Source organism: Streptomyces sp. NPDC093568, from assembly GCF_044764945.1.
In the GTDB taxonomy this organism is placed as follows: Bacteria; Actinomycetota; Actinomycetes; order Streptomycetales; family Streptomycetaceae; genus Streptomyces.
This window is the reverse complement of sequence record NZ_JBIWJD010000017.1, coordinates 33,113-51,897: the sequence shown is the minus strand read 5'-3', so window position 1 is coordinate 51,897 and position 18,785 is coordinate 33,113. Positions and strand designations below refer to the sequence as shown.

The window sequence follows — 18,785 nt, the reverse complement described above, 5'->3', positions numbered from 1 at the left end:
GACGCGGATCTCAGGGGCGGGGAGACACGGCGGCGGGCGCGGGTGCCGCGTCCGTGGCGGGCAGCAGGGCGACGACCGCGGGTGCCAGGCGCTGGTGCAGTACGGGCAGGCCGCCGTCGAGGAAGAGCCGCCGCATGAGCGTGCGCTGCGTCTTGCCGCTGGTGGTCTTGCGGATCACCCCGGGCCGTACGAGCACCACGCTCACCGCGGGCAGCTGGAACTGGCGGCTGAGCAGCGCCTGCACGGAGGCGGCGAGGCGGGCCAGGGCCTCCTCGTCGCTGGTCGCCCGGGCCCTGAGCTCCTGCACCACGACCACGTGGGCGCGTTCGGACGCCGCGTCGGTGACGCTGAACACCGCGCCGCCGCCACGCCGGAACGCCTCCCCGGACTCCTGAACGGCCTGCTCGATGTCCTGCGGGTAGAGGTTGCGGCCGTGCTGGATGAGCATCTCCTTGATCCGCCCGGTGACATAGAGCTCCCCGTCGCGCAGCGCCCCGAGGTCGCCGGTGCGCAAGCAGCCCGCCCGGCCGTCCGCCGTCACCGCCCGGAAGGTCTCGGCGGTGAGCTCGCTCCGGTTCCAGTAGCCGGCGGCCACCGACGGTCCGCGCAGCCAGATTTCGCCGACCTGCCCGCCGGGCAGCACCCGCAGGGTCATCGGGTCCACGATCAGCACTTCGGTGTCCTTCGGGCGGCCGCAGCTGACCAGGGTGCGGCTCGGGCGGTCGGTGCGGGCGGGACGCAGCTCGTCCTGCTCCAGGGCCTGGGCGTCGACGGCGAGTTCCAGGTGCGGTGACTCGGGGTCGTTGCCGGAGACCAGCAGTGTGTTCTCGGCCAGGCCGTAGCAGGGCAGTACGGCTTCGGCGCGCAGTCCGTTGCCGGCGAAGCGCCGGACGAAGGCGCGCAGGGTGTCGGCGCGCACGGGCTCGGCCCCGTTGAGCGCCACCCGCAGGCTGGACAGGTCCAGCCCCGCCGACTGCTCCTCGGAGACGCGCCGGACGCACAGCTCGTAGCCGAAGTTGGGCGAGGCGGTGCCCTCCACCCGGTAGTCGTGGATCATGCGTAGCCAGCGCCCCGGCTGTTTGATGAACGAGATCGGTGACATCTGCACACTGGTGCCTCCCACCCACAGCGGCTGCAGCGTCATGCCGATGAGCCCCATGTCGTGGTAGAGCGGCAGCCAGCTGCCCGCCACGACACCCTGCGGCGTCTTCATGGCGGAACGGATGGCCTCCTGGTTGGCGGCGAGATTGGTGTGCGTGACCATCACGCCCTTGGGCTCGCTGGTGGAGCCGGAGCTGTACTGGAGGAAAGCCACGTCGGTGCCGCGTACATGGGGCGGGGTCCACAGGTCGGGATCGGTGCCGTCGTCCTCGTCGGCGCCGGTTGACAGGCACACCACGTCCTGCTCCCCCGAGGCGGCCAGCCAGGCGCTGATGGCCTGCCGGTAGTGGGGGAGGGTCAGGACCGCTCCCACCTTGGCGTCCCGCAGGATGCCGCTGACCCGGGCCAGCCGTTCGCCGGGCTCGTCGGGCAGTGGGGCCGGAATGGCCGTACGGCCGGCGTAGAAGCAGCCCAGGAAGGCTGTGACGAAGTCCAGGGTCGGCGGGTAGAGCAGCAGGACCGGGCGAGAAGGGTCGCCCTTGGACGCTTGGCGCAGCCGGGCGGCCACGACGCGGGCCCGCCGGTCCAGTTCGGCGTAACTGAGCTCCTCGGGCCTCATCCCCAGGCCGTCCTCGTGCAGGTACACGAAGGCGGCACGGTCGGGATGGCGTTCCACGCCGGCTCGTACGGCGTCCGTCAAGGTTCGGGGGTCAGGCTGGTGAGGCACAGGCTGTCCTTTCCGCGGTTGGTACTGGTGCGGTGTGGAACCTTGGGGAGGCACCGCGTGCCACCCGGTGACATCAGCCTTGATGTGCCGTGAAAAGGAGACGTAAAGCGGAAATTGGCGCGCACGTCACGGGTTTGGGGTCCTCGGTGCGGTCGTTGTCCGAGCGGATACAACGGTGGGTGCGCGAACTGGCACAGTCAGTGCTGGCACGCAGTGTCTACGGAGGCGACTAAGGGGACGACGATGGTGGGTTCGGACGCGGCATTCGAGGGGGCGGCCCCCGGGGGCTCGTCACCTGATGGGGGGCCGCTTCCCGGAGGTTCCCCAACTGACGGGAGACCGCTCCCCGTCGGCCCTTTGCCCGAGTCGGGCTGGCGCGCGGTCCATGAGGCCGTGCTGCGGCACGGATTCGCGGTCTGCCACGGTCGGCTGGACGACTGGGGAAGCGGAGGGGAGACGGTGTCGGCCGTGCGTGAGGTGCTCGGCCCGGACTGGCCGCGCTACCGGACGGCCCGCGAACCCCTCGTACGGGCAAGGCTTCTGGGCTCCCGGTTGCTGCTGCGCCACGCGGTGGCCGTCGTGGCGGGCACCGCACCGGACCGGGTGGTCGTGGGCCGTGACGGCCACGGGCGCCCGGTCCTGCACCGGCCCGCCGGACTGGATGTGGGCATCAGCCACACGGCCGGCATGCTGGTGGTCGGGGTCGCCCGCGGCCGCCGGATCGGCGTGGACGTCGAGGCCTCGGACCGCCCCCTGCTGGTCCCCGGACTCGCCGAGAAGTTCTGCCACCCGGAAGAACTGGCGGAACTGTGCGGGTTGCCGCCGGCCGAGCGGAACCTGAGACTGGTACGCCTGTGGACGCTGAAGGAGGCCTACACGAAGGCACTCGGCGTAGGCCTGGCGCACGACTTCTCCCGCCTGCGCCCCCGGCCCGAACCGCGGGACGGCGGCTGGCGGTTGGACGGGACGGCAGGAGGCTGGCACCTGCGCTGCGACCAGGTCGCGGGCCGCTTTGTGGTCGCCGGCGCGCTGGGCCCGGAAGGCGGGTAGGCCGACTGCGCGCCTCACCGTACGACGGTCTTTCGGCAACGGTCCGGGATCGAAAGGCGGTGGCCGACTGTCAGGGCGCCCGGTCCGCACGGCGGTTGTCCGGCCGCGCGCCGGCCCCGGAGGGGCGGTGGCTCGCCAATTGCCGGGATGAACGGCTGGTTGCTCGGCAGTGCGCCGGGCCGGACGGCTCGTGAGGGCTCGCGGAAGTGCGCCCCAGCGGGGAGCCGGCAATCGAGTCAACGATGTTTCGATACACCGTTGACTCGATTGCCCGCCAGGCCTAGCCTCGACAACACACGGCAGTAGAACGGCACTCGGCTCACGCACCCCTCTTCCTTTCGAGGAGCGGAATCCGTGACATCTCAGCCCCGCCTCAAGCTCGCCGAGCACACCCCGCAGACCGCGCACCCGCACCGGTGGCGCGTCCTCGCGGTGCTGCTGGTGAGCCTCCTCCTCGTCGTCCTGGACACGTCGATCCTGAACGTGGCCCTGAAGACACTCGCCGAGCCGGCACCCGTCGGCCTCGGGGCCAGGCAGAGCGAACTGCAGTGGTCGATCGACTCCTACACCCTCGTCTTCGCCGCCCTGCTCTTCACCACCGGCGTCCTCGCCGACCGCTGCGGCCGCAAACGCACACTGCTCGCCGGACTCGTCGTCTTCGGCGGCTGTTCGCTGTGGTCCGCCTACGCCCACAGCGCCGACGAACTGATCATCGCCCGGGCCGGGCTGGGCGTCGGCGGCGCCCTCGTACTGCCCGCCACCCTCGCGATCATCATGGCCGTCTTCCCGCCCGCCGAACGCGCCAAGGCCATCGGCGTCTGGGCGGGCGCCGCCGGACTCGCCGTCGCGCTGGGGCCCATCACCGGCGGTGCCCTGCTCGAACGGTTCTGGTGGGGCTCGGTGTTCCTGATCAACCTGCCCATCGTCGTGATCGGCGCCGTCGCCACCCTGCTCGTCGTACCCGAGTCCCGCGATCCCGAGCGCACCGGCTTCGACCCCCTCGGCGTCGTCCTCTCCGTGGCCGGCCTGACCGTCCTGGTGTACGGCGTGATCAAGGGCGGCGAGTCGGACGACTGGGCGGACGCCACGGTCTGGGGGCCGATGCTCGGCGGCCTCGCCGTCCTGGCTCTCTTCACTCTCTGGGAACGCCGCAGCGCGCGCCCCGCGCTGGACCTCGCCCTCTTCCACAACCGCCGCTTCTCCGCCGCCGTGACCGTGATCGGCCTGGTCTTCTTCGCCCTGCTCGGCGCCACCTTCTTCCTGGTCTTCTACCTGCAGAGCGTCCGTGGCTGGACCCCGCTGGAGGCCGGCTGCCTGCTGCTGCCCCTGGCCGTGGCCCAGTTGGCGTTCTCGCCGCCGGCCACGCTCGCCGCCAAGCGCGTGGGGGTCCGGCCGGTGTGTGCCGGCGGCATGCTGCTCGCCTCGCTCGCCTTCCTCGCCGTGGCCACCATCGACGAACACACCGAGGTCTGGGTCATCGAGTCCGTCCTCTTCGTCATGGGCATCGGCATCGCCTGCGTCATGCCCCCCGCGACATCCGCCGCGATGTCCGCCGTAGCCCGGGACCGCGCGGGTACCGGAGCGGCGGTCAGCACCACCTTCCGACAAGTGGGCGGCGCCCTCGGCGTCGCGGTCCTCGGCTCGGTGCTCTCCGTTGCCTACCGCTCCCGGGTCGAGGACCACCTGACGCCGCTGCCCGCCCCGGTCCGCGACACGGCGCGGGAGTCCGTCGCGGCCACCCTCACCGCCGCGGAGAAGCTGGGGGCACCCGGCTCCGCGCTCGCGGCCCGCGCCGTCGACGCGTTCGTGTCCGCGATGCACCTGACGGCCCTCGTCGCCGCCGGCGTCACCTTCCTCGGCGCCCTCGTCTGCCTGCTGCTCCTGCCTTCCCGTACGACAGCCGGGACGCCCGGCGCCGACGAGCCGATCGCCGACAAAGAGATCCACACCACGGAGGTCTGAACCGCATGCCGCCACACGTCGACCGTCCGGCGGCCGCCCCGGGACAAACTCCCCGGGGCGGCCGCCGGCGCGACCCCGCCGCCGACCGGGCGATCCTGGACAGCACGCTCGGCCTGCTCAGCGAGGGATGCAGCTTCGGCGACCTGTCCATGGACCTGGTCGCCCAACGCGCCGGTGTCGCCCGGGCCACCATCTACCGCCGCTGGCGCAACAAGGAGGAGCTGGTGCTGGCCGCGCTGAGCACCCTCGATCTCCCCGTGCCGCCGCTGGAAGGGCTCGGCCTGCGGGACCGGCTGGTGGCCCTGGTGGACCAACTGCGCCACCGAGGCCAGGACACCAACCTGCACCGCCTGATCGGCAGCCTGCTCGGTGAGGCGGTGCGCCGCCCGCAGCTGGTCGAGAGGTTCGAGGACACCGTCGTCGCCGCACGACGCGAAGCCATGCTGCGGGCGCTGCGGGACGGCGTCGCGAGCGGTGAGCTGCGCGCCGACCTCGACCTGAACGACGCGGTCGAACTGCTCACCGGTCCGATGGCCGCTCGACTGATCCTTCGTCAACGCCCCGTGGAATCAGTGGCGTTCGCCGAGTCGATCGTCGACACGTTTCTGAACGGAACCCGCACCACCCGTGCCGGGACAGGCCCCGGCACGGCACAGGATCACCTCCCACCACCACAGGAGCCGCAGTTATGAAGTTCCTCTTCGACGACCCGGCCTTCGACTACCAGGCGCTGCGCACCGCCGGTTACGCCGATTACGGCGGTGCGCAGCTCGGCGAGGTCATCGCAGTCGCCGCACAGATCCCCGACGGCGACACCGAAGCCTGGCGGCAGGCATGGGCCACGCTCGCCGAACGCGTGCACCGGCTGGGCACCGCAGCCCGCGACGAGGGCCGCACCGTCGACGCCCGCTCCGCCCTGCTGCGGGCGCACAACTATTACCGGACCGCCGAGTTCTTCCAGCGCGAGCAACCAGGGGACCCGGAGGCCCTGCGACTGATGCGGCTGTCCCGGGAGACCTTCGCCGACGCGACCGAACTCATGGACCGGCCGCCCGAGTTCGTCCGCATCCCCTACGAGGACACGTCACTGCCCGCCTACTTCTACCGGGCGGACGACTCGGGCGAGCCCAGGCCGACCATCATCCACCACGGCGGCCTCGACTCCACCGTCGAGGAGGGCTACTTCTTCGTGGCGGCGGCGGCCCTCGCCCGCGGGTACCACTGTCTGTGCTTCGAGGGGCCCGGGCAGGGGTCGGTCCTGCGCGAGCAGGGGCTGGTCTTCCGCCCCGACTGGGAGAAGGTGGTCACGCCGGTCGTGGACCACGCACTGTCCCTGCCCGGCGTGGACCCCGACCGTCTGACGCTGATGGGCACCAGCCTCGGCGGCCTGCTCGCGGTGCGGGCCGCGGCGTTCGAGCACCGGCTGGCCGGCTGCGTCGCCCATGACGCGGTCTGGCAGCTGGGCGACGTCGTGGGGCTGCCGCCGTTTGTCCTGGAGTGGGTCGAGCAGGGATGCGACGACTTCGCCGACCCGGTGATGTGGGGGATCGCCGCCCGGCAGACCTTCACCCGCTGGCTCCTGCGGCAGACGCTGTGGACCTTCGGCGCCGACACTCCGTCCCAACTGCTGCGCAGGCTGACCGCGTTCGGTCTGTCGGAGGTGATCGGCCAAGTACGCAGCCCCGTGCTCGTCCTCGACGCGGAGGAGGACTTGTTCTTCGCCGGTCTGGAGCACGCGAAGAAGGTGTACACAGGGCTCAACTCGCCCAAGACGTTGCATGTGTTCACGGCCGACGAGGGGGGTGGGGCGCACTGCCACTCGGGTGCGATGCGGCTGTTCCACGAGCGGCTCTTCACCTGGCTGATGGAGACACTCGGCGCGGAACGGCCGGCGGCGGCCTGACCGGCGGCCGCCCGACCGGCGGCGCAGACGCGAGCATGCTCTCGGCCCGGACAGCCCGGCCCGCTCACCGGCGGGCCGGGCTCTTGGCTGAATATCGTTCGGCCACCGGTAGGTGGCGGTGGATATTTCTCCGGCCACCCGTATCCGGGCCATCAGATTTTCATTCTCCTTAATGGTTGTGTAACGGAACGCACTGGCACCATGCAACGACCTCGCATATGCTGCACGGCATAGCAGGAATCTGCTGTCCCATATGGGGCCCCATGCCTGGGGTCGAGCGGGGGAACCGGAATCTTAATTGAATGCGTTTCGCGCATTCGGGGGGTTGTCGTGTCCGTGCCCTGTTTACAGGCCGACCTTGCGCTCCGCTACGAGCTGCTGGGGCGGCTGCGGGTCACCCGTGGCGGAGTCGACCTGACGCCCGAGCAGCCCAAGCTCACCAAACTGCTCGCCCTGCTGCTGATCAGGGCGGGCAAGACCGTACCGGGGGAGAAGCTCGTGGCGGAACTCTGGGAGCAGGGTCCGCCGCGCTGCGCCTTCGCGAGTCTGCGCGTGTACGTCTCACAGTTGCGGAAAATCCTGAACGGACCCGGAGGAACGTCTCCGATCGTCACGACATCGCCGGGATACATCCTCGATGTGAGCGGCGCCACAACAGATTTCCAAGAATTCGAAGCGCTCTACACTCGTGGCCGAGAACGATACGGCGCGGCCGATTTTCTGCATGCCTCCCAACTTCTCCGCAGGGCGTCGTCGCTGTGGCGGGGGCCTATTCTGGAGGGAATTCAAGGGTCTTTGGACATCGAATCGTTCGCGGCCGTGCACGAGGAAAAGCGGCTGAATTGCACCGAGCTGAGCATCGACTCCACGCTGGCACTCGGTTGCCATCACGAGGTGATCGAGGACCTGAAGGGCCTCCTCGTCAGGCATCCGCTGCGGGAGCCCTTCTACCGCCAGTTGATGGTCGCCCTGTACCGGGCGGGCCGTCAGGGGGACGCGCTGGAGACATACCGCGGCGCCCGCCGGATGATCAGAGAGGAGCTCGGCGTCGAGCCGGGGCCCACCCTGCGCCTCGCCCACGAGGCCATACTCCGGGCGGATCCGGCACGCTTGGAGGCCGCCGGCGTCATCCCCGCCATCCGCTGAAACGCGGGGCCGCGCACCCGTGCGTGCTTTATACGGCATTTGCAGTCGCTTAACTGCCCACGGATAGCGTGCAGTTGACCCCCGCGCCAGCGGGGGGAGCTGGGATGCCGTGCTCGGCCGTGTACGAGCCGGCACCGGCCACGGTGCCGTGACCGTGGCCCTGGTGCTGGTCTCGGAAGTCCGTCGAACCCACTCCGCGCAGCCCGCCATTGCCCCCGTTCCAGCCCTTGATCACGTCACGCCCTCACCCGAACGCGTTTCTCGCCACCCACCGCGCCGACGCCGGCTTCTTCGACCACCTCGTGCCGCCGTTCCCGCCGCGGTCCGCGGTGCAGGGCAAGTCCACGGTTGATGTCGGCCCGGACCTCTGCCAGGGCGATGCGAGTCGGCACGGCCGGACCGTACGGACTCGGCCGGCGTGTGCCGATGCTCGTAGTGGCGCAGCGTCGGCGTCAGGACGGGGTCCCCGGGTCGGCGTACCGCAGCAGGGCGCCCACGCCCTCGTACAGCCTCAGCTCGCTCTCCGGTACGACGACCAGCTCGGCACCGGTGCCGACGAGGGCCCGGACGAGGGCCTCGTCGGCGCGTTCCTCGCGCGGGGCCCGCACGCCGAAGGACATCAGCTCCGCCTCGGTCAGGGCGAGCTGAGTGGGCTGGGAGCCCGCCCAGAGCTGTAGCGAAGATCCTGGTGGCCGGTTCAGCAGCAGTGCCGCGACCTGGCCACGCTGGAGGGCGGCGACGGTGGCGGCCAGCCCCTCCGTCATGGGTCCGGCCAGGGCACGCCGGCCGATGAAGATGTCCACGAGTTCCCGGTCGTGCGCGGCCATGCGGCCGCGGAAGACGCCATCGAGCTGCTGCTCCAACAGGGCGCGTCCGGTGTCGGTGGGGGTCCGGCCGCCCACGCGTACGACCTTGTCCCGCAGGGTGTGCGGCAGGCGGCGGATCAGTACGTTGCACGCCCACTCGTCCCCGCCCACGACGACGGCGTCGGCATGGGCGCGCCGCGCCCGTTCGTCCAGCCGGTGGCCGAGCCGGAGGCAGGTGCGGTGCCAGGTCGCCACCGCGACCCTGCGGTGCAGCCGCTCACCCGGCGTGACGGTGGAGGCGGGCCAGGTGCCGGTTTCCGCCTCCAGAGTCACCCAGCCGTGGGTCTCGGCGGTCGGAAGGCCGCCGTAGTGGACGACTACGGCCATGTAGGGGATCTCCGGAAGGTGCTGGGTGACCAGGGGTATCGCGTGCGGCAGGGTGCTGTAGCGCGCGGAGTCGTGCTCGGGCGGCCTGGGCAGCTCCCCGGCCAGGACGACCGTGCCGTGGGTGGCGAAGACGGCCTGACCGTGCACCCCCGGCACCTCTGTGTCGGCGCCGACCACCTCCTCCAGTACGTTCAGCAGCGCCCGGTCCGAGCCCTGATGGGACAGACTCTCGCGCAGTCGCCGCCAGCGCAGCGCGATCGCCCGCTCGGGATGGGCGACGTTTCGGGAGGTGTCCAGGTACACGGAGGCGAACGGGCCCGGCTCCGCGTAGAGGGGGTCAAGGAACGACAACCTCATCGCAACTCCTCGTCGATGGTCTCCCCTCCTTTGATGATGCGCGCCCCGGCGGGCCGCTGGGCAGCCGGGCTGCGTAGCCGGATGAAGGAGCAGTCCGCGCGGGGGCACCAGATCGTGGCGGGGGCCGCCTTGCCCCAACCTGACCGGAAGCCACTCGACGCCTTCGAGGGCATCACGCGCCGGACCGAGAGCGCAGTGGGGTGATCCCGCAGCCGCCGGCTCCTGCGAGACCTCGAAGACAGCCCCGGGAGGCGTGTCGATAGGGTCGGGCTTGTCCTGGCATCCGCGAGGTTGGCGGACACGAACAAGAACAATCCTCGTCGGCAGGTGCGGTTGTCGTTCCTTGCGTGACGAGGGTGCCGACTGTGGGTCTGAAGTACGACGGAACCAAACGAGTCCGGCTCGCACTCTGCAGTGCACCCGCAGCTGACATCGAGCGATGCGGCGAACGATGAAGCCGAAGGCGGGGGTGCTGCTGTGTCGTCCTGGCAGCGGGCCTTGTCTCTGATCGGCCATGGTTCAGATGGGCTGGACGTAGTGCGGCGGACTCATAATCCGTCGGCCGTGAGTTCGAAGGCCAGGAGGTCTGCGGGGGCCAACAGCGCTGTGACCGGCTCTGGTCGGTGCCGTCGCCGCGCCACTTGGCGAAGTAGTACATCACCGCGCCGCGCGGCGGCAATCGTGCGGGAGCAGGTCCCACTGGCAGCCGGTGCGGCCCTGGTGGAGGAGCGCGCATCTCGTACCGGCCCTGGTGGTCGCTGATCGAGGGGTGTGCGGCCTTCCATGCGGTGATCACCGACTTGATCAGCGCCCACTGCCCATCGGACACTCACGCGTGTCCAGCCCTGCACGCCCGAGCCCGCCGACCGGCTGAGATGCCGCAGTCCCACACGTTCATGCGACGACAAATCACCGACCGGATCTCATACCGCCCTCTCAGGTATCCGTAAGAGCGCGGTTCCCAGCGACGCTCTAATCCTGGCCTCAGGTTGATCGGGGACAATGAGCGGCAAAAACATCGACTGGAAGGGGGCGGGCCGGCGTGCGGATCATGATCGCGGATGATGAAGCGGCCATCCGGGATTCGCTGGAGCGGGTGCTCCAGGTCGAGGGTTACGACACCAGCACCGTCGCCAACGGTCTCGCCGTACTCGACGGGGTCGGTGGGGCCGGCGGTGACACGCTGGATCTGCTGATCCTCGACGTGATGATGCCCCGCCTCGGCGGGTTGGAGACCTGCCGGCGGTTGCGGGCCGCGGGTCGGGATCTGCCGGTGCTGATGCTGACCGCCCGTGACCAGGTCTCCGACCGGGTCGCGGGGCTGGACGCGGGCGCCGACGACTACCTGCCCAAGCCGTTCGCCACCGAGGAGTTGCTGGCCCGGGTGCGGGCCCTGCTGCGCCGGCGCACGCCGACCGACGAGGAGTCGCAGATCCTGTCGTTCGCCGACATCCGGCTCGATCCCGACAGGTTCGAGGCGTGGCGTGGCGGGCGGCCGCTGCGCCTGACCCGGACCGAGTTCTCCCTCCTGCAGGCCCTCATGAGCAACGCGACCCGGGTCTTGACCCGCGACGCGCTGTTCGAGGCGATCTGGGGCTTCGGCATGAGCTCCACCGCCAACAACCTCCAGGTATACGTGAGCTATCTGCGCCGCAAGATGGAGGCCGAGGGTGAGCCGCGATTGATCTACACGCTGCGCGGCCTGGGATACACGTTGCGGGAGACTCCTCCGTGAGCGGGCCCGCCGGACGGCAACCGCGCCGGCTCATTCGATGGTGGCGCCGACGGTCCCTGCGGGCCAGGGTGACGGTGATCGCGGCGACGGCCATCGCGGTCAGCGTGTTCATGGCCTTCCAGGTGGCCAGCGAGCTACTGGGCCGGGAGCTGCAGAAGACCGCCGAGAATCAGCTGCGCGCCGACTCCCGTGTCCTGGCGACGAACGCGGAGCTCGCCGGTCTGGCGCAGGTCCAGCTACCGCCGTATCCCGGATCCGGTCGGCTGGTGCGGGTCATCCTGCCCGACGGCTCGATCCGGACGCCGGCCGGCCAACCCGCGCTGCCCCCGGTCAGCGAGCAGGCCGGGCGCGTGGCGCAGGGCGCGTCGGCCGACCTGATGGAGTCGAACGACAGCGACGAAGACGGCTACCTCATCTACACGCTGCGGGCGGGCGACGGCGCGGTCCAGGTGGCCCGCTTCGTCGACGACAGCCCGGTCAACCGGTTCGGGTTCGGCATGCTGCTGATCGGGCTGCTCTGCGTGGTCGGCGGCGCTCTTGTGGGGCGGACCGTGGCGCGGACCGGACTGGCACCGATCGACCGGCTGACCGCCGCCGCGGTACGTGTCGCGCGCACCCGGGATCTCGATGCCGACATCCCGGATGAGGGCGGTGGGGAGATCCGGCGGCTGATCCAGTCGATCAACGAGATGCTCGCCGCGCTCCGGGACTCCCGGCGGGCCCAGCGGCTGCTCGCCGAGGACGCCGCCCATGAGCTCAAGACCCCGCTCACCAGCCTGCGCCTCAACGTCGAACTGCTGATACGGCTCGATCGGCGCGGCACCCTGAACAGCGCACTGCCGGCGGAGAGCCGGACCCGGCTGCTCAACGATCTCGGCGCCCAGGTGGCCGAGTTGAGCACCCTTGCCGCCGAGCTGACCGACCTGGCGCGCGGTGACGTCAGCGACGAGAGCACCGAGGTGCTCGACCTCGCCGACGTGGTGGTGGCCGCCGCGACCCGGGCGGCTTCCCGCGCGCCTGACATCGAGGTCGCTCTCGACGTGACCTCCGTGTGGGTGAGCGGGCGTCCCGCTGCGCTCGAGCGGGCGGTGCTCAACCTCATCGACAACGCCGGCAAGTGGTCCCCCGCGGATCAGCCGGTCCAGGTCCGGCTCCGTGCCGAGGGCGCGTCGGCGGTGCTCGAGGTCGACGACGCCGGGCCGGGCATCGACGCCGCCGACGTACCGCGGGTGTTCGACCGGTTCTACCGTGCCGACAGCGCCCGGGCGTTGCCGGGATCCGGTCTGGGGCTGTCGATCGTGCAGCGGGTCGTCGACGCCCACGGCGGCCGGGCCACCGTCGGCCGCTCCGCACGCGGTGGCGCGCTGCTTCGGATCGACCTTCCGGCCGCGGCCCCGCCCGCCCCGATCGCCCAGCTCACCGTCGGGGATGACAGCGCGGTGCACTGACCCGCCCCGGGGGCGGCGGGGCAGGAGAAGGGGCGGTGGCCGTCGGGTATGGCCGCGCGCGGCTCAACGCCGGGGATGACACTGCGGTGCGCTGACCCGCCCCGGGGGGCGCGGCGCAGGACAAGGGGGCGGTGGCCGTCGGGCATGGCCGCGCGCGGCTCAACGCCGGGGCAGGACACGCGGTGCGCCGACCCCAGCCCCGGCGGCGCGGCGCAGGACCAAAGGGCGGCGGCCGTCGGGCCCATGAAAAGATCCGGGACGGGCCTGGGGCCCCGTCCCGGATCTTGTCCGTGCCGCCGCGCTCACCGTTGCAGCGCGGGCTCCTCGCCGTCGGCGAGTGACTGTTGACCGTCCGGCGGCTCCGCCGCTGGACGGGACAGTCGGCTCGGCCACCAGATCCGCCGGCCGATCAGCAGGGTGAGGGCGGGCACCAGGACCGACCGCACCAGCAGGGCGTCGAGCAGCACGCCGAAGGCCACCAGGAACCCGACCTCGATCAGCATCACCAGCGGAAGTGTGACGAGGACCGCGAACGTGGCCGCCAGGACCAGGCCTGCCGAGGTGATGACGCCACCGGTGGCGGAGAGGGCTTTGAGCATGCCCTCTCCGGTGCCGAGACGCACGGTCTCCTCCCGGGCCCGGCTGGCCAGGAAGATGTTGTAGTCGACGCCGAGCGCCACCAGGAACAGGAATGCCAGCAGCGGCACCGAATAGTCGACACCCTTGAACCCGAGGATCGTGTCGAAGACGAACACGCTGCCGCCGAAGGCCGCGGCGAACGAGACGATCACGGTGGCCATCAGAACCAGCGGGGCCAGGATCGCGCGCAGCAGCAGCCCGAGGACGATCAGGACGACGACGAGCACCAGCGGGATCACCAGCTTCTCGTCGCGGCTGGTGGTCTCCTCGGTGTCGAGGTTCTCCGCACTCGGCCCGCCGACGATCGCCTCCGCCCCGCGCACCGCGTGCACGGCGGTGCGCACCCGCTTGATCGTGTCGTACTCCGCGGCGGTGTCCGGCGCGTCCTTCGGGAACACGGAGATGTTGGCCCAGCCACCGCTGGTCTGCTCCGGGATGGCCAGGGCCACACCGCGAGTGTCCTCGACGATGTCGAGCACCCGCTCCTGGTGCGCCGGCCGCGTGAAGATCGTCATCGGCTGGCCGCCGAGCTCCGGGAAGTGCTGGCGGAGAACGGTGAAGCCGGTGACCGACTCCGGCGCGGACAGGAACTGGTCCTGCTCCCGCAGGGCGCCGGTGTTGCCCGCCAGCCCGAGGGCGAGCACGCCGAGGACTCCGAGCGAGCCGAGCGTCGCCACCCACCGGCGGCGGCTGATGGCGGTGCCGAGTCGTCGCCACAGCCCCGGCTTCTCCTCCGCGGCCGTGCTGAACCGCGGGATGGCAGGCCAGAAGATCCGCCTGCCGAGCACCACGAGGACCGCCGGGAAGAGCGTCAGCATGGCTACCAGCGCGCACAGGATGCCGGCCGCACCGATCGGGCCCAACCCGCTGGTGCTGTTCAGGTCCGCGACGAGCAGGCAGAGCAGGCCGGCGACCACGGTGGCCGCGGACGCGACGATGGCCGGCGCCGCGCCGCGTAGCGCGTGGACCATCGCGACCCGGACGTTCTCATGGTGGTGCAGTGCCTCCCGATATCGAGCGATGAGCAACAGCGCGTAGTCCGTGCCGACGCCGAATACCAGGATCGTCAGCAGCGCCGAGTTCTGGTCGTTGACCACGATGCCGAAGCCCTTGACGAGCAGGTAGACGGTCCCCATCGCGGTCAGTGCGGCCGCGCCGACGGCCACCAGCGGGATGATCCACAACACCGGGCTGCGGTAGGTGAGGATGAGCAGGAGCGTGACGACGACGATGGTGGTGAGGAGGACCTGCACGTCGATGCCGTCGAAGACGGCGTCCATGTCGCCGTCGATCGCGCCTGGGCCGGTCACGTCGAGTTCCAGGCCGGAGGGGCGGTCCTTCGCGGCGTCACGCAACGGGCCGACGATCTCCTCCGGTGCGCCGTAGGTCGTGCTCACCTCGAGGGTGAACATCATCGCCTTGCCGTTGGTGGAGGGGCTCGTCGGTGAGCCCTCGTCGTCCTCGCCGGCCGCCGCCGTCGCCTTCGGCGGGTACCGCTTGGCAAGGGTGTCGTAGTGGCGTTCGACCGTCGCGCGGTCGGCGTCGGTCATGCCGCCGGCGCGGTGGTACACGAAGACGAACGTGTTGTTGTCACCGCCGGGGAGACTGTCGTCCAGCACCGCCACCTTGGTGGACTCCGCACTGGCCGGCAGGGTGTCCACGGCGCTGTCGGTGGTGACCGAGCTCAACTTCCCGCTCAGCGGCACCATGCCCGCCGCCAGCACCAGCCATAGGCCAATCACCAACCAGGGCACCCACCGGCCGGCCAACCGGCCGGCCGGCGCTTCCCCGGACGGCGCTGCGTCGACTGCCATCACTAGCCTCCTACATACGGGTTGCATCGCTTGTCTGGACGCCGACTTCCTAGCGAGCGAACCTGAGGCGACTGTTAATGCGCTGCTCAGGCCGGTTGGCCGAACCATGTGCCCAGCGCACGCACCAGCGTGGTGGCGTCGAGGTCCTGCCCGGTGGGCAAGGCCCGGGCGACACAGCCGTCGGGCCGGATGAGCAACGCGTCGACGTCCACCCGGTCCGTGCGGGCGGTGACGGTGTTGACCCGTCCGGTCCACGCGCCGCGGGCGTCCGCGGCGACGAGCGGGGAGGCCGCGGCGGCCGGTGTCAGACCGTCGACGAGTTCAACAGGGGCAGCGCCAGGACCTGGGCACCCATTGGGCTACCAGGCGGCGTACCGGAGGATCTGGGGCAGGGGACAGCGGCGTCGGAGAGCCCGCTGCCTCATGGCGACGGGCCGGAGCCGGCGTGTGCGGACGTCGGCTGTGTCGCCGTCTGCGGTGGCGTGGCGTACTCGGTGAGCAGGAGGGCGATGTCGTCCGCCCTGTCGGCGGACCGGCGGGCGTCCCGCAGCAGCGCGTCGGCCAGATCCTCCAGACGGCCCCCGCCCGTGCGGGCCAGTGACGCCCGGAGCCGGTCGACGTCGGAATCGATGTCCGAGTGACGCTTCTCGATCAGTCCGTCCGTGTACAGGGCCAGGATCGACCCGGGTACGAGGCGCAGCTCGGACTCCGGAAAGTGTGCCGCCGTGTCGATACCGAGCAGGGGGCCGCCGGGCACATCCAGGACTTCGGCCTGCCCGTCGGGCAGGCGCAGCAAGGGCGGGGGGTGGCCGGCACGGACGATGCGCACGACCCCCGAACGAGGATGGAGGCGGGCGTAGCAGCAGCTTGCGAGCAGCTCCGGGTCGAGGTCCATGTGGAGCCGGTTGGTGTTGGCGACGACGTCGCCCGGCCGGTGGCCGGCGGTGGCGAAGGCCCGCACCGCGCTGCGCAGCTGGCCCATGGCGGCCGCGGCGGCGACGTTGTGCCCCTCGACGTCCCCGACGATCAGCGCGACCTCGTCGCCGGTGGGGATGACGTCGTACCAGTCGCCGCCGATGTCCATCCCTCGGGTGCCCGGGAGATAGCGCCCGGTGACATCAAGGCCCGGCAGTGTGGGCAGCCGGTGCGGCAGGAGGGCGTTCTGCAGGCCGCGGGCGAGGGCGAATTCGGCGTCGTAGAGCCTGGCGCGTTCCAGGGCCTGGGCGATCAGGCCGCCCAGTGCGGTGAGGACTCCGCGCTCCTCGTCGGGAAATCGGTGGACTTCGTCGAAGCCGAGCAGGCAGACGCCGACAGGGCGGTTCGAGGCGATCAAGGGCAGGAACGCCCAGGAGTTGGACTGACTGACCATGATCCCGGGGTAGGTCTCGAGAAGCTCCTCACGGGACTCGACGAACAGCGGGGCCCCGGAGGTCAGCGCGTCCGTCACGGGCAGCCGGGCATGCAGCGGAGTGCCTTCGAACCGGGCGAGGAAGCGCCTCGAGTAGCCCCGCTGATCGAGCAGGCGCAGGCGGCGCTCCTCCACCACGGCGATCGCCAGCTTCTGACCGCCGAAAGCGGGCAGCAGCTGCTCGGCGACGGCCTCGAACACCTCGTGCGCGGTGACCGCCTCGGTGAGCGCGCTGCCCAGCGTGAGCACCCGGTAGAGGGAACCCACGCGCGGGGCCGCGGGTGGAGGAGACCAGGAGGCGGGCGGCCCCCTATCCGCGAGGGTCGCCCCGGGTCCGGTGTCGGCCGGTACGGGCTGTCGCAGGGGTGCCACCCACCCCGTCACGCCCTGAGCTCCCGGGTGGAGGGAGAAGACCAGCCATGTGGCCGGCGGGCGGCGGACCAGGAAGGAGACCGGTTGCTGGGAGACCAGGGCGGCCCGGTAGCGGTCCTCGTACACGGGATCGGCCAGCCAGGGCAGGACGTCCCAGGGGCGTCGGCCGAGCAGCTGGTCCTGGCGGACCCGCAGCAGATTCTCCAGGCTGGGGTTGGCGTAGGCGACGCGTCCGTCGGGCGAGAGCGCGAAGAAGCCGTCCGCGAGTCGCTCGATCGCCGCCACGGCGGCCATGCGGCTCCCGGAATCGAGTACGGCGCCGACCAGATGGGCCGAGGCCCCCAGGTCGTCAGGGCTCTCGGGCACCCGGCCCCACAGCTCGACGGTGTGGTGGCCTCCGCCGCCGTCCCGGATGCGCAGGCAGTGTGCCAGTACGTGGCGTTCCTGGACCGCGGCACGGGCGGCGGACCGGAAGCCGGGCAGATCCGCGGGCTCGATCATGGCCGCCAGGGTGGCCGCCCGTCCGTCGAACTCGCGGGGCGGCATTCCGAAGATCGCGCACAGCTCGTCGTCGGCGGTGAGGGCTCCGGTGTCGAGATTCCAGTCGAACAGACCCACCCGGATCACCGGGGCGGATGGCAGCGGGACCACTACCGGAGCCATCCGTTCGTCGTACTCACCGAGCGCGCCGCGGGCCCGCAGCCCGGCGAGGGTGGTGCCCAGCCGGTCGGCGGCGGAGCGCAGCTTCCGGCGCTGCGTCCTCGACAGCCCTGTCCCGTCCGGCCTGGCCGTCCACACCACGGCGATGGTGCCGAAGGTCCGCTCGCCCGCCCGTACGGGGACCGACGCAGAGCCGAACGGGTAGGGCAGGGCGACCGAGAGCTGCGGGAAGCGCCGCATCGTCTCCTCCGCGTCGGCCAGATGGACCATGCACCCGGAGCGGTACGCCTCCGCCACCGGCAGACCGCTGTTCACCGGGATCCGGCGCCACCCGCTGAGCAGGGAGGGCGGCGACCCGCACGAAGCGGCCACTACGAGCGAGCGGCGGTCGCCGGAGAGCAGAAACACGCTTCCGGTATGCGCTCCGGTCAGCTCCACGGCACCGACGACGGCACTGACCAGCGCGTCGTCGCGCTCGGGCGCTTCGCCGACACCTGCGGCGCCGAACGGGTACATGTCCGATGCCACACCGTTGGCCGACACGTTGCCCTCGATCTCGGTGGATAATTTGTTCCATTTTAGGACGGTCCACAGCTCCCCGTGGACGGGTGCCGGGTGCCGGGCCGGGGAGGCTGTCCAGCGCCCACGGACCGAGCGGTCAGCGCCTACGTTTCGGCCTGGCTGGCCAGAGCAGGGGTCCACCCGATCGGGATCGACCGGTCGGAGAACCTGCCCGCCACGGCTCGCGCGATGCAGTCGGATTCTGAGGGCCCGGCACCCGCCCGAAAGGACCGAGGAACGCTTACTGAACTGGCGTTGTGCTGGGCGGTGCCCAAATGGGCTGCGGCTTTGGGGACTTGGCCTCCACAGCGTCCAGTACGTGCCACATCTGGGCCTGGACGGCCTCGGCGTCGGCGTCGGGCTGTTCGAAGACGGTCCGCAGCAAGACCGGGATTTCTGCGAGTGCTCGTGTGAGCGGGGCCCGGTGACGGCACCGCCGACTGGGTCATCGACCTTGGGCCGGGCGGCGGTGACGCGGGTGGACGGGTGGTCGCGGCGGGCCCGCCGGCCAAGGTGGCCAGGGCCCGCCGCAGCGCCACCGCGCCCTATCTCGCGGCCCGGCTCGCGCGCTCCTGACGACAGAATCGCGATCGCGAATCCCCGAGCACCTGCGGCGCGACCCGGTGGCCGGGTGGTCCCGCGCACCAGCGCGGTGCACACGCAGGCCGACTTTGCGGCAACCGCGGGACCCGACCTGCGCGGCAGTCCC

12 protein-coding genes and 1 pseudogene are annotated in these 18,785 nt (G+C 71.1%); 8 read left to right on the top strand and 5 right to left on the bottom strand.

The genetic code is table 11. The features are described 5' to 3' along the window. Nucleotides 1-10: 10 nt before the first annotated feature. Complete coding sequence (locus ACIRD7_RS39230) at nucleotides 11-1,828, bottom strand: fatty acyl-AMP ligase (RefSeq protein ID WP_403460788.1); 1,818 nt, start codon at nucleotides 1,826-1,828, stop codon at nucleotides 11-13. Nucleotides 1,829-2,185: 357 nt separating this feature from the next. Between ACIRD7_RS39230 and ACIRD7_RS39225 the strand changes: the two genes are divergently transcribed. The 6 genes and pseudogenes from ACIRD7_RS39225 to ACIRD7_RS39200 all read left to right on the top strand — a co-directional run. Continuing rightward, nucleotides 2,186-2,878 carry a 4'-phosphopantetheinyl transferase family protein gene (locus ACIRD7_RS39225; protein WP_403460787.1) on the top strand — a complete coding sequence of 231 codons (693 nt, stop codon included), beginning with the start codon at nucleotides 2,186-2,188 and terminating at the stop codon, nucleotides 2,876-2,878. A gap of 354 nt (nucleotides 2,879-3,232) precedes the next feature. Then, nucleotides 3,233-4,840 carry a DHA2 family efflux MFS transporter permease subunit gene (locus tag ACIRD7_RS39220; protein ID WP_403460786.1) on the top strand — a complete coding sequence of 536 codons (1,608 nt, stop codon included), beginning with the start codon at nucleotides 3,233-3,235 and terminating at the stop codon, nucleotides 4,838-4,840. A 5-nt stretch (nucleotides 4,841-4,845) separates the two neighbouring features. Next, nucleotides 4,846-5,532 carry a TetR/AcrR family transcriptional regulator gene (locus tag ACIRD7_RS39215; RefSeq protein WP_403460785.1) on the top strand — a complete coding sequence of 229 codons (687 nt, stop codon included), beginning with the start codon at nucleotides 4,846-4,848 and terminating at the stop codon, nucleotides 5,530-5,532. Further along, nucleotides 5,529-6,743, top strand: coding sequence for an alpha/beta hydrolase family protein (locus ACIRD7_RS39210; RefSeq protein WP_403460784.1), 1,215 nt, complete (start codon nucleotides 5,529-5,531; stop codon nucleotides 6,741-6,743). Before ACIRD7_RS39215 ends, ACIRD7_RS39210 begins: the two co-directional genes overlap by 4 nt. Nucleotides 6,744-7,073: 330 nt before the next feature. Beyond that, nucleotides 7,074-7,889 (top strand): BTAD domain-containing putative transcriptional regulator, encoded by an 816-nt coding sequence (locus ACIRD7_RS39205; RefSeq protein ID WP_403460783.1) that lies wholly within the window; start codon nucleotides 7,074-7,076, stop codon nucleotides 7,887-7,889. Nucleotides 7,890-8,170: 281 nt separating this feature from the next. Further along, nucleotides 8,171-8,330: pseudogene (locus ACIRD7_RS39200) on the top strand (alkaline phosphatase family protein); the annotation flags it as partial. Between the two features lie 11 nt (nucleotides 8,331-8,341). Here the strand turns inward: ACIRD7_RS39200 and ACIRD7_RS39195 are convergent. Next, on the bottom strand, nucleotides 8,342-9,439 hold the full coding sequence (locus tag ACIRD7_RS39195) for a hypothetical protein (protein ID WP_403460782.1): 1,098 nt from the start codon (nucleotides 9,437-9,439) through the stop codon (nucleotides 8,342-8,344). Nucleotides 9,440-10,481: 1,042 nt separating this feature from the next. Between ACIRD7_RS39195 and ACIRD7_RS39190 the strand changes: the two genes are divergently transcribed. Both ACIRD7_RS39190 and ACIRD7_RS39185 read left to right on the top strand, forming a co-directional pair. Next, nucleotides 10,482-11,174, top strand: coding sequence for a response regulator transcription factor (locus tag ACIRD7_RS39190; RefSeq protein WP_403460781.1), 693 nt, complete (start codon nucleotides 10,482-10,484; stop codon nucleotides 11,172-11,174). Next, complete coding sequence (locus ACIRD7_RS39185) at nucleotides 11,171-12,622, top strand: ATP-binding protein (protein ID WP_403460780.1); 1,452 nt, start codon at nucleotides 11,171-11,173, stop codon at nucleotides 12,620-12,622. The genes ACIRD7_RS39190 and ACIRD7_RS39185 overlap by 4 nt, the downstream gene beginning before the upstream one ends. Before the next feature lie 302 nt (nucleotides 12,623-12,924). Here the strand turns inward: ACIRD7_RS39185 and ACIRD7_RS39180 are convergent, their stop codons facing one another. The 3 genes from ACIRD7_RS39180 to ACIRD7_RS39170 all read right to left on the bottom strand — a co-directional run bounded on the left by ACIRD7_RS39180 (nucleotide 12,925) and on the right by ACIRD7_RS39170 (nucleotide 18,031). Continuing rightward, the gene (locus ACIRD7_RS39180; RefSeq protein ID WP_403460779.1) at nucleotides 12,925-15,075 is read right to left on the bottom strand and encodes an MMPL family transporter; all 2,151 of its coding nucleotides are present in this window, start codon (nucleotides 15,073-15,075) and stop codon (nucleotides 12,925-12,927) included. 86 nt (nucleotides 15,076-15,161) lie between these two features. Then, a complete protein-coding gene (locus ACIRD7_RS39175; RefSeq protein ID WP_403460829.1) occupies nucleotides 15,162-15,383 on the bottom strand; it encodes a hypothetical protein in 222 nt (73 codons plus the stop codon). 113 nt (nucleotides 15,384-15,496) lie between these two features. Next, the gene (locus ACIRD7_RS39170) at nucleotides 15,497-18,031 is read right to left on the bottom strand and encodes a SpoIIE family protein phosphatase (protein ID WP_403460778.1); all 2,535 of its coding nucleotides are present in this window, start codon (nucleotides 18,029-18,031) and stop codon (nucleotides 15,497-15,499) included. Nucleotides 18,032-18,785 lie beyond the last annotated feature (754 nt).

Coding starts and splice junctions, on each gene's coding strand:
- ACIRD7_RS39180 (WP_403460779.1), bottom strand. CDS start 15,075: ATGGCAGTCGACGCAGCGCCGTCCGGGGAAGCGCCGGCCGGCCGGTTG.
- ACIRD7_RS39215 (WP_403460785.1), top strand. CDS start 4,846: ATGCCGCCACACGTCGACCGTCCGGCGGCCGCCCCGGGACAAACTCCC.
- ACIRD7_RS39210 (WP_403460784.1), top strand. CDS start 5,529: ATGAAGTTCCTCTTCGACGACCCGGCCTTCGACTACCAGGCGCTGCGC.
- ACIRD7_RS39195 (WP_403460782.1), bottom strand. CDS start 9,439: ATGAGGTTGTCGTTCCTTGACCCCCTCTACGCGGAGCCGGGCCCGTTC.
- ACIRD7_RS39170 (WP_403460778.1), bottom strand. CDS start 18,031: ATGTACCCGTTCGGCGCCGCAGGTGTCGGCGAAGCGCCCGAGCGCGAC.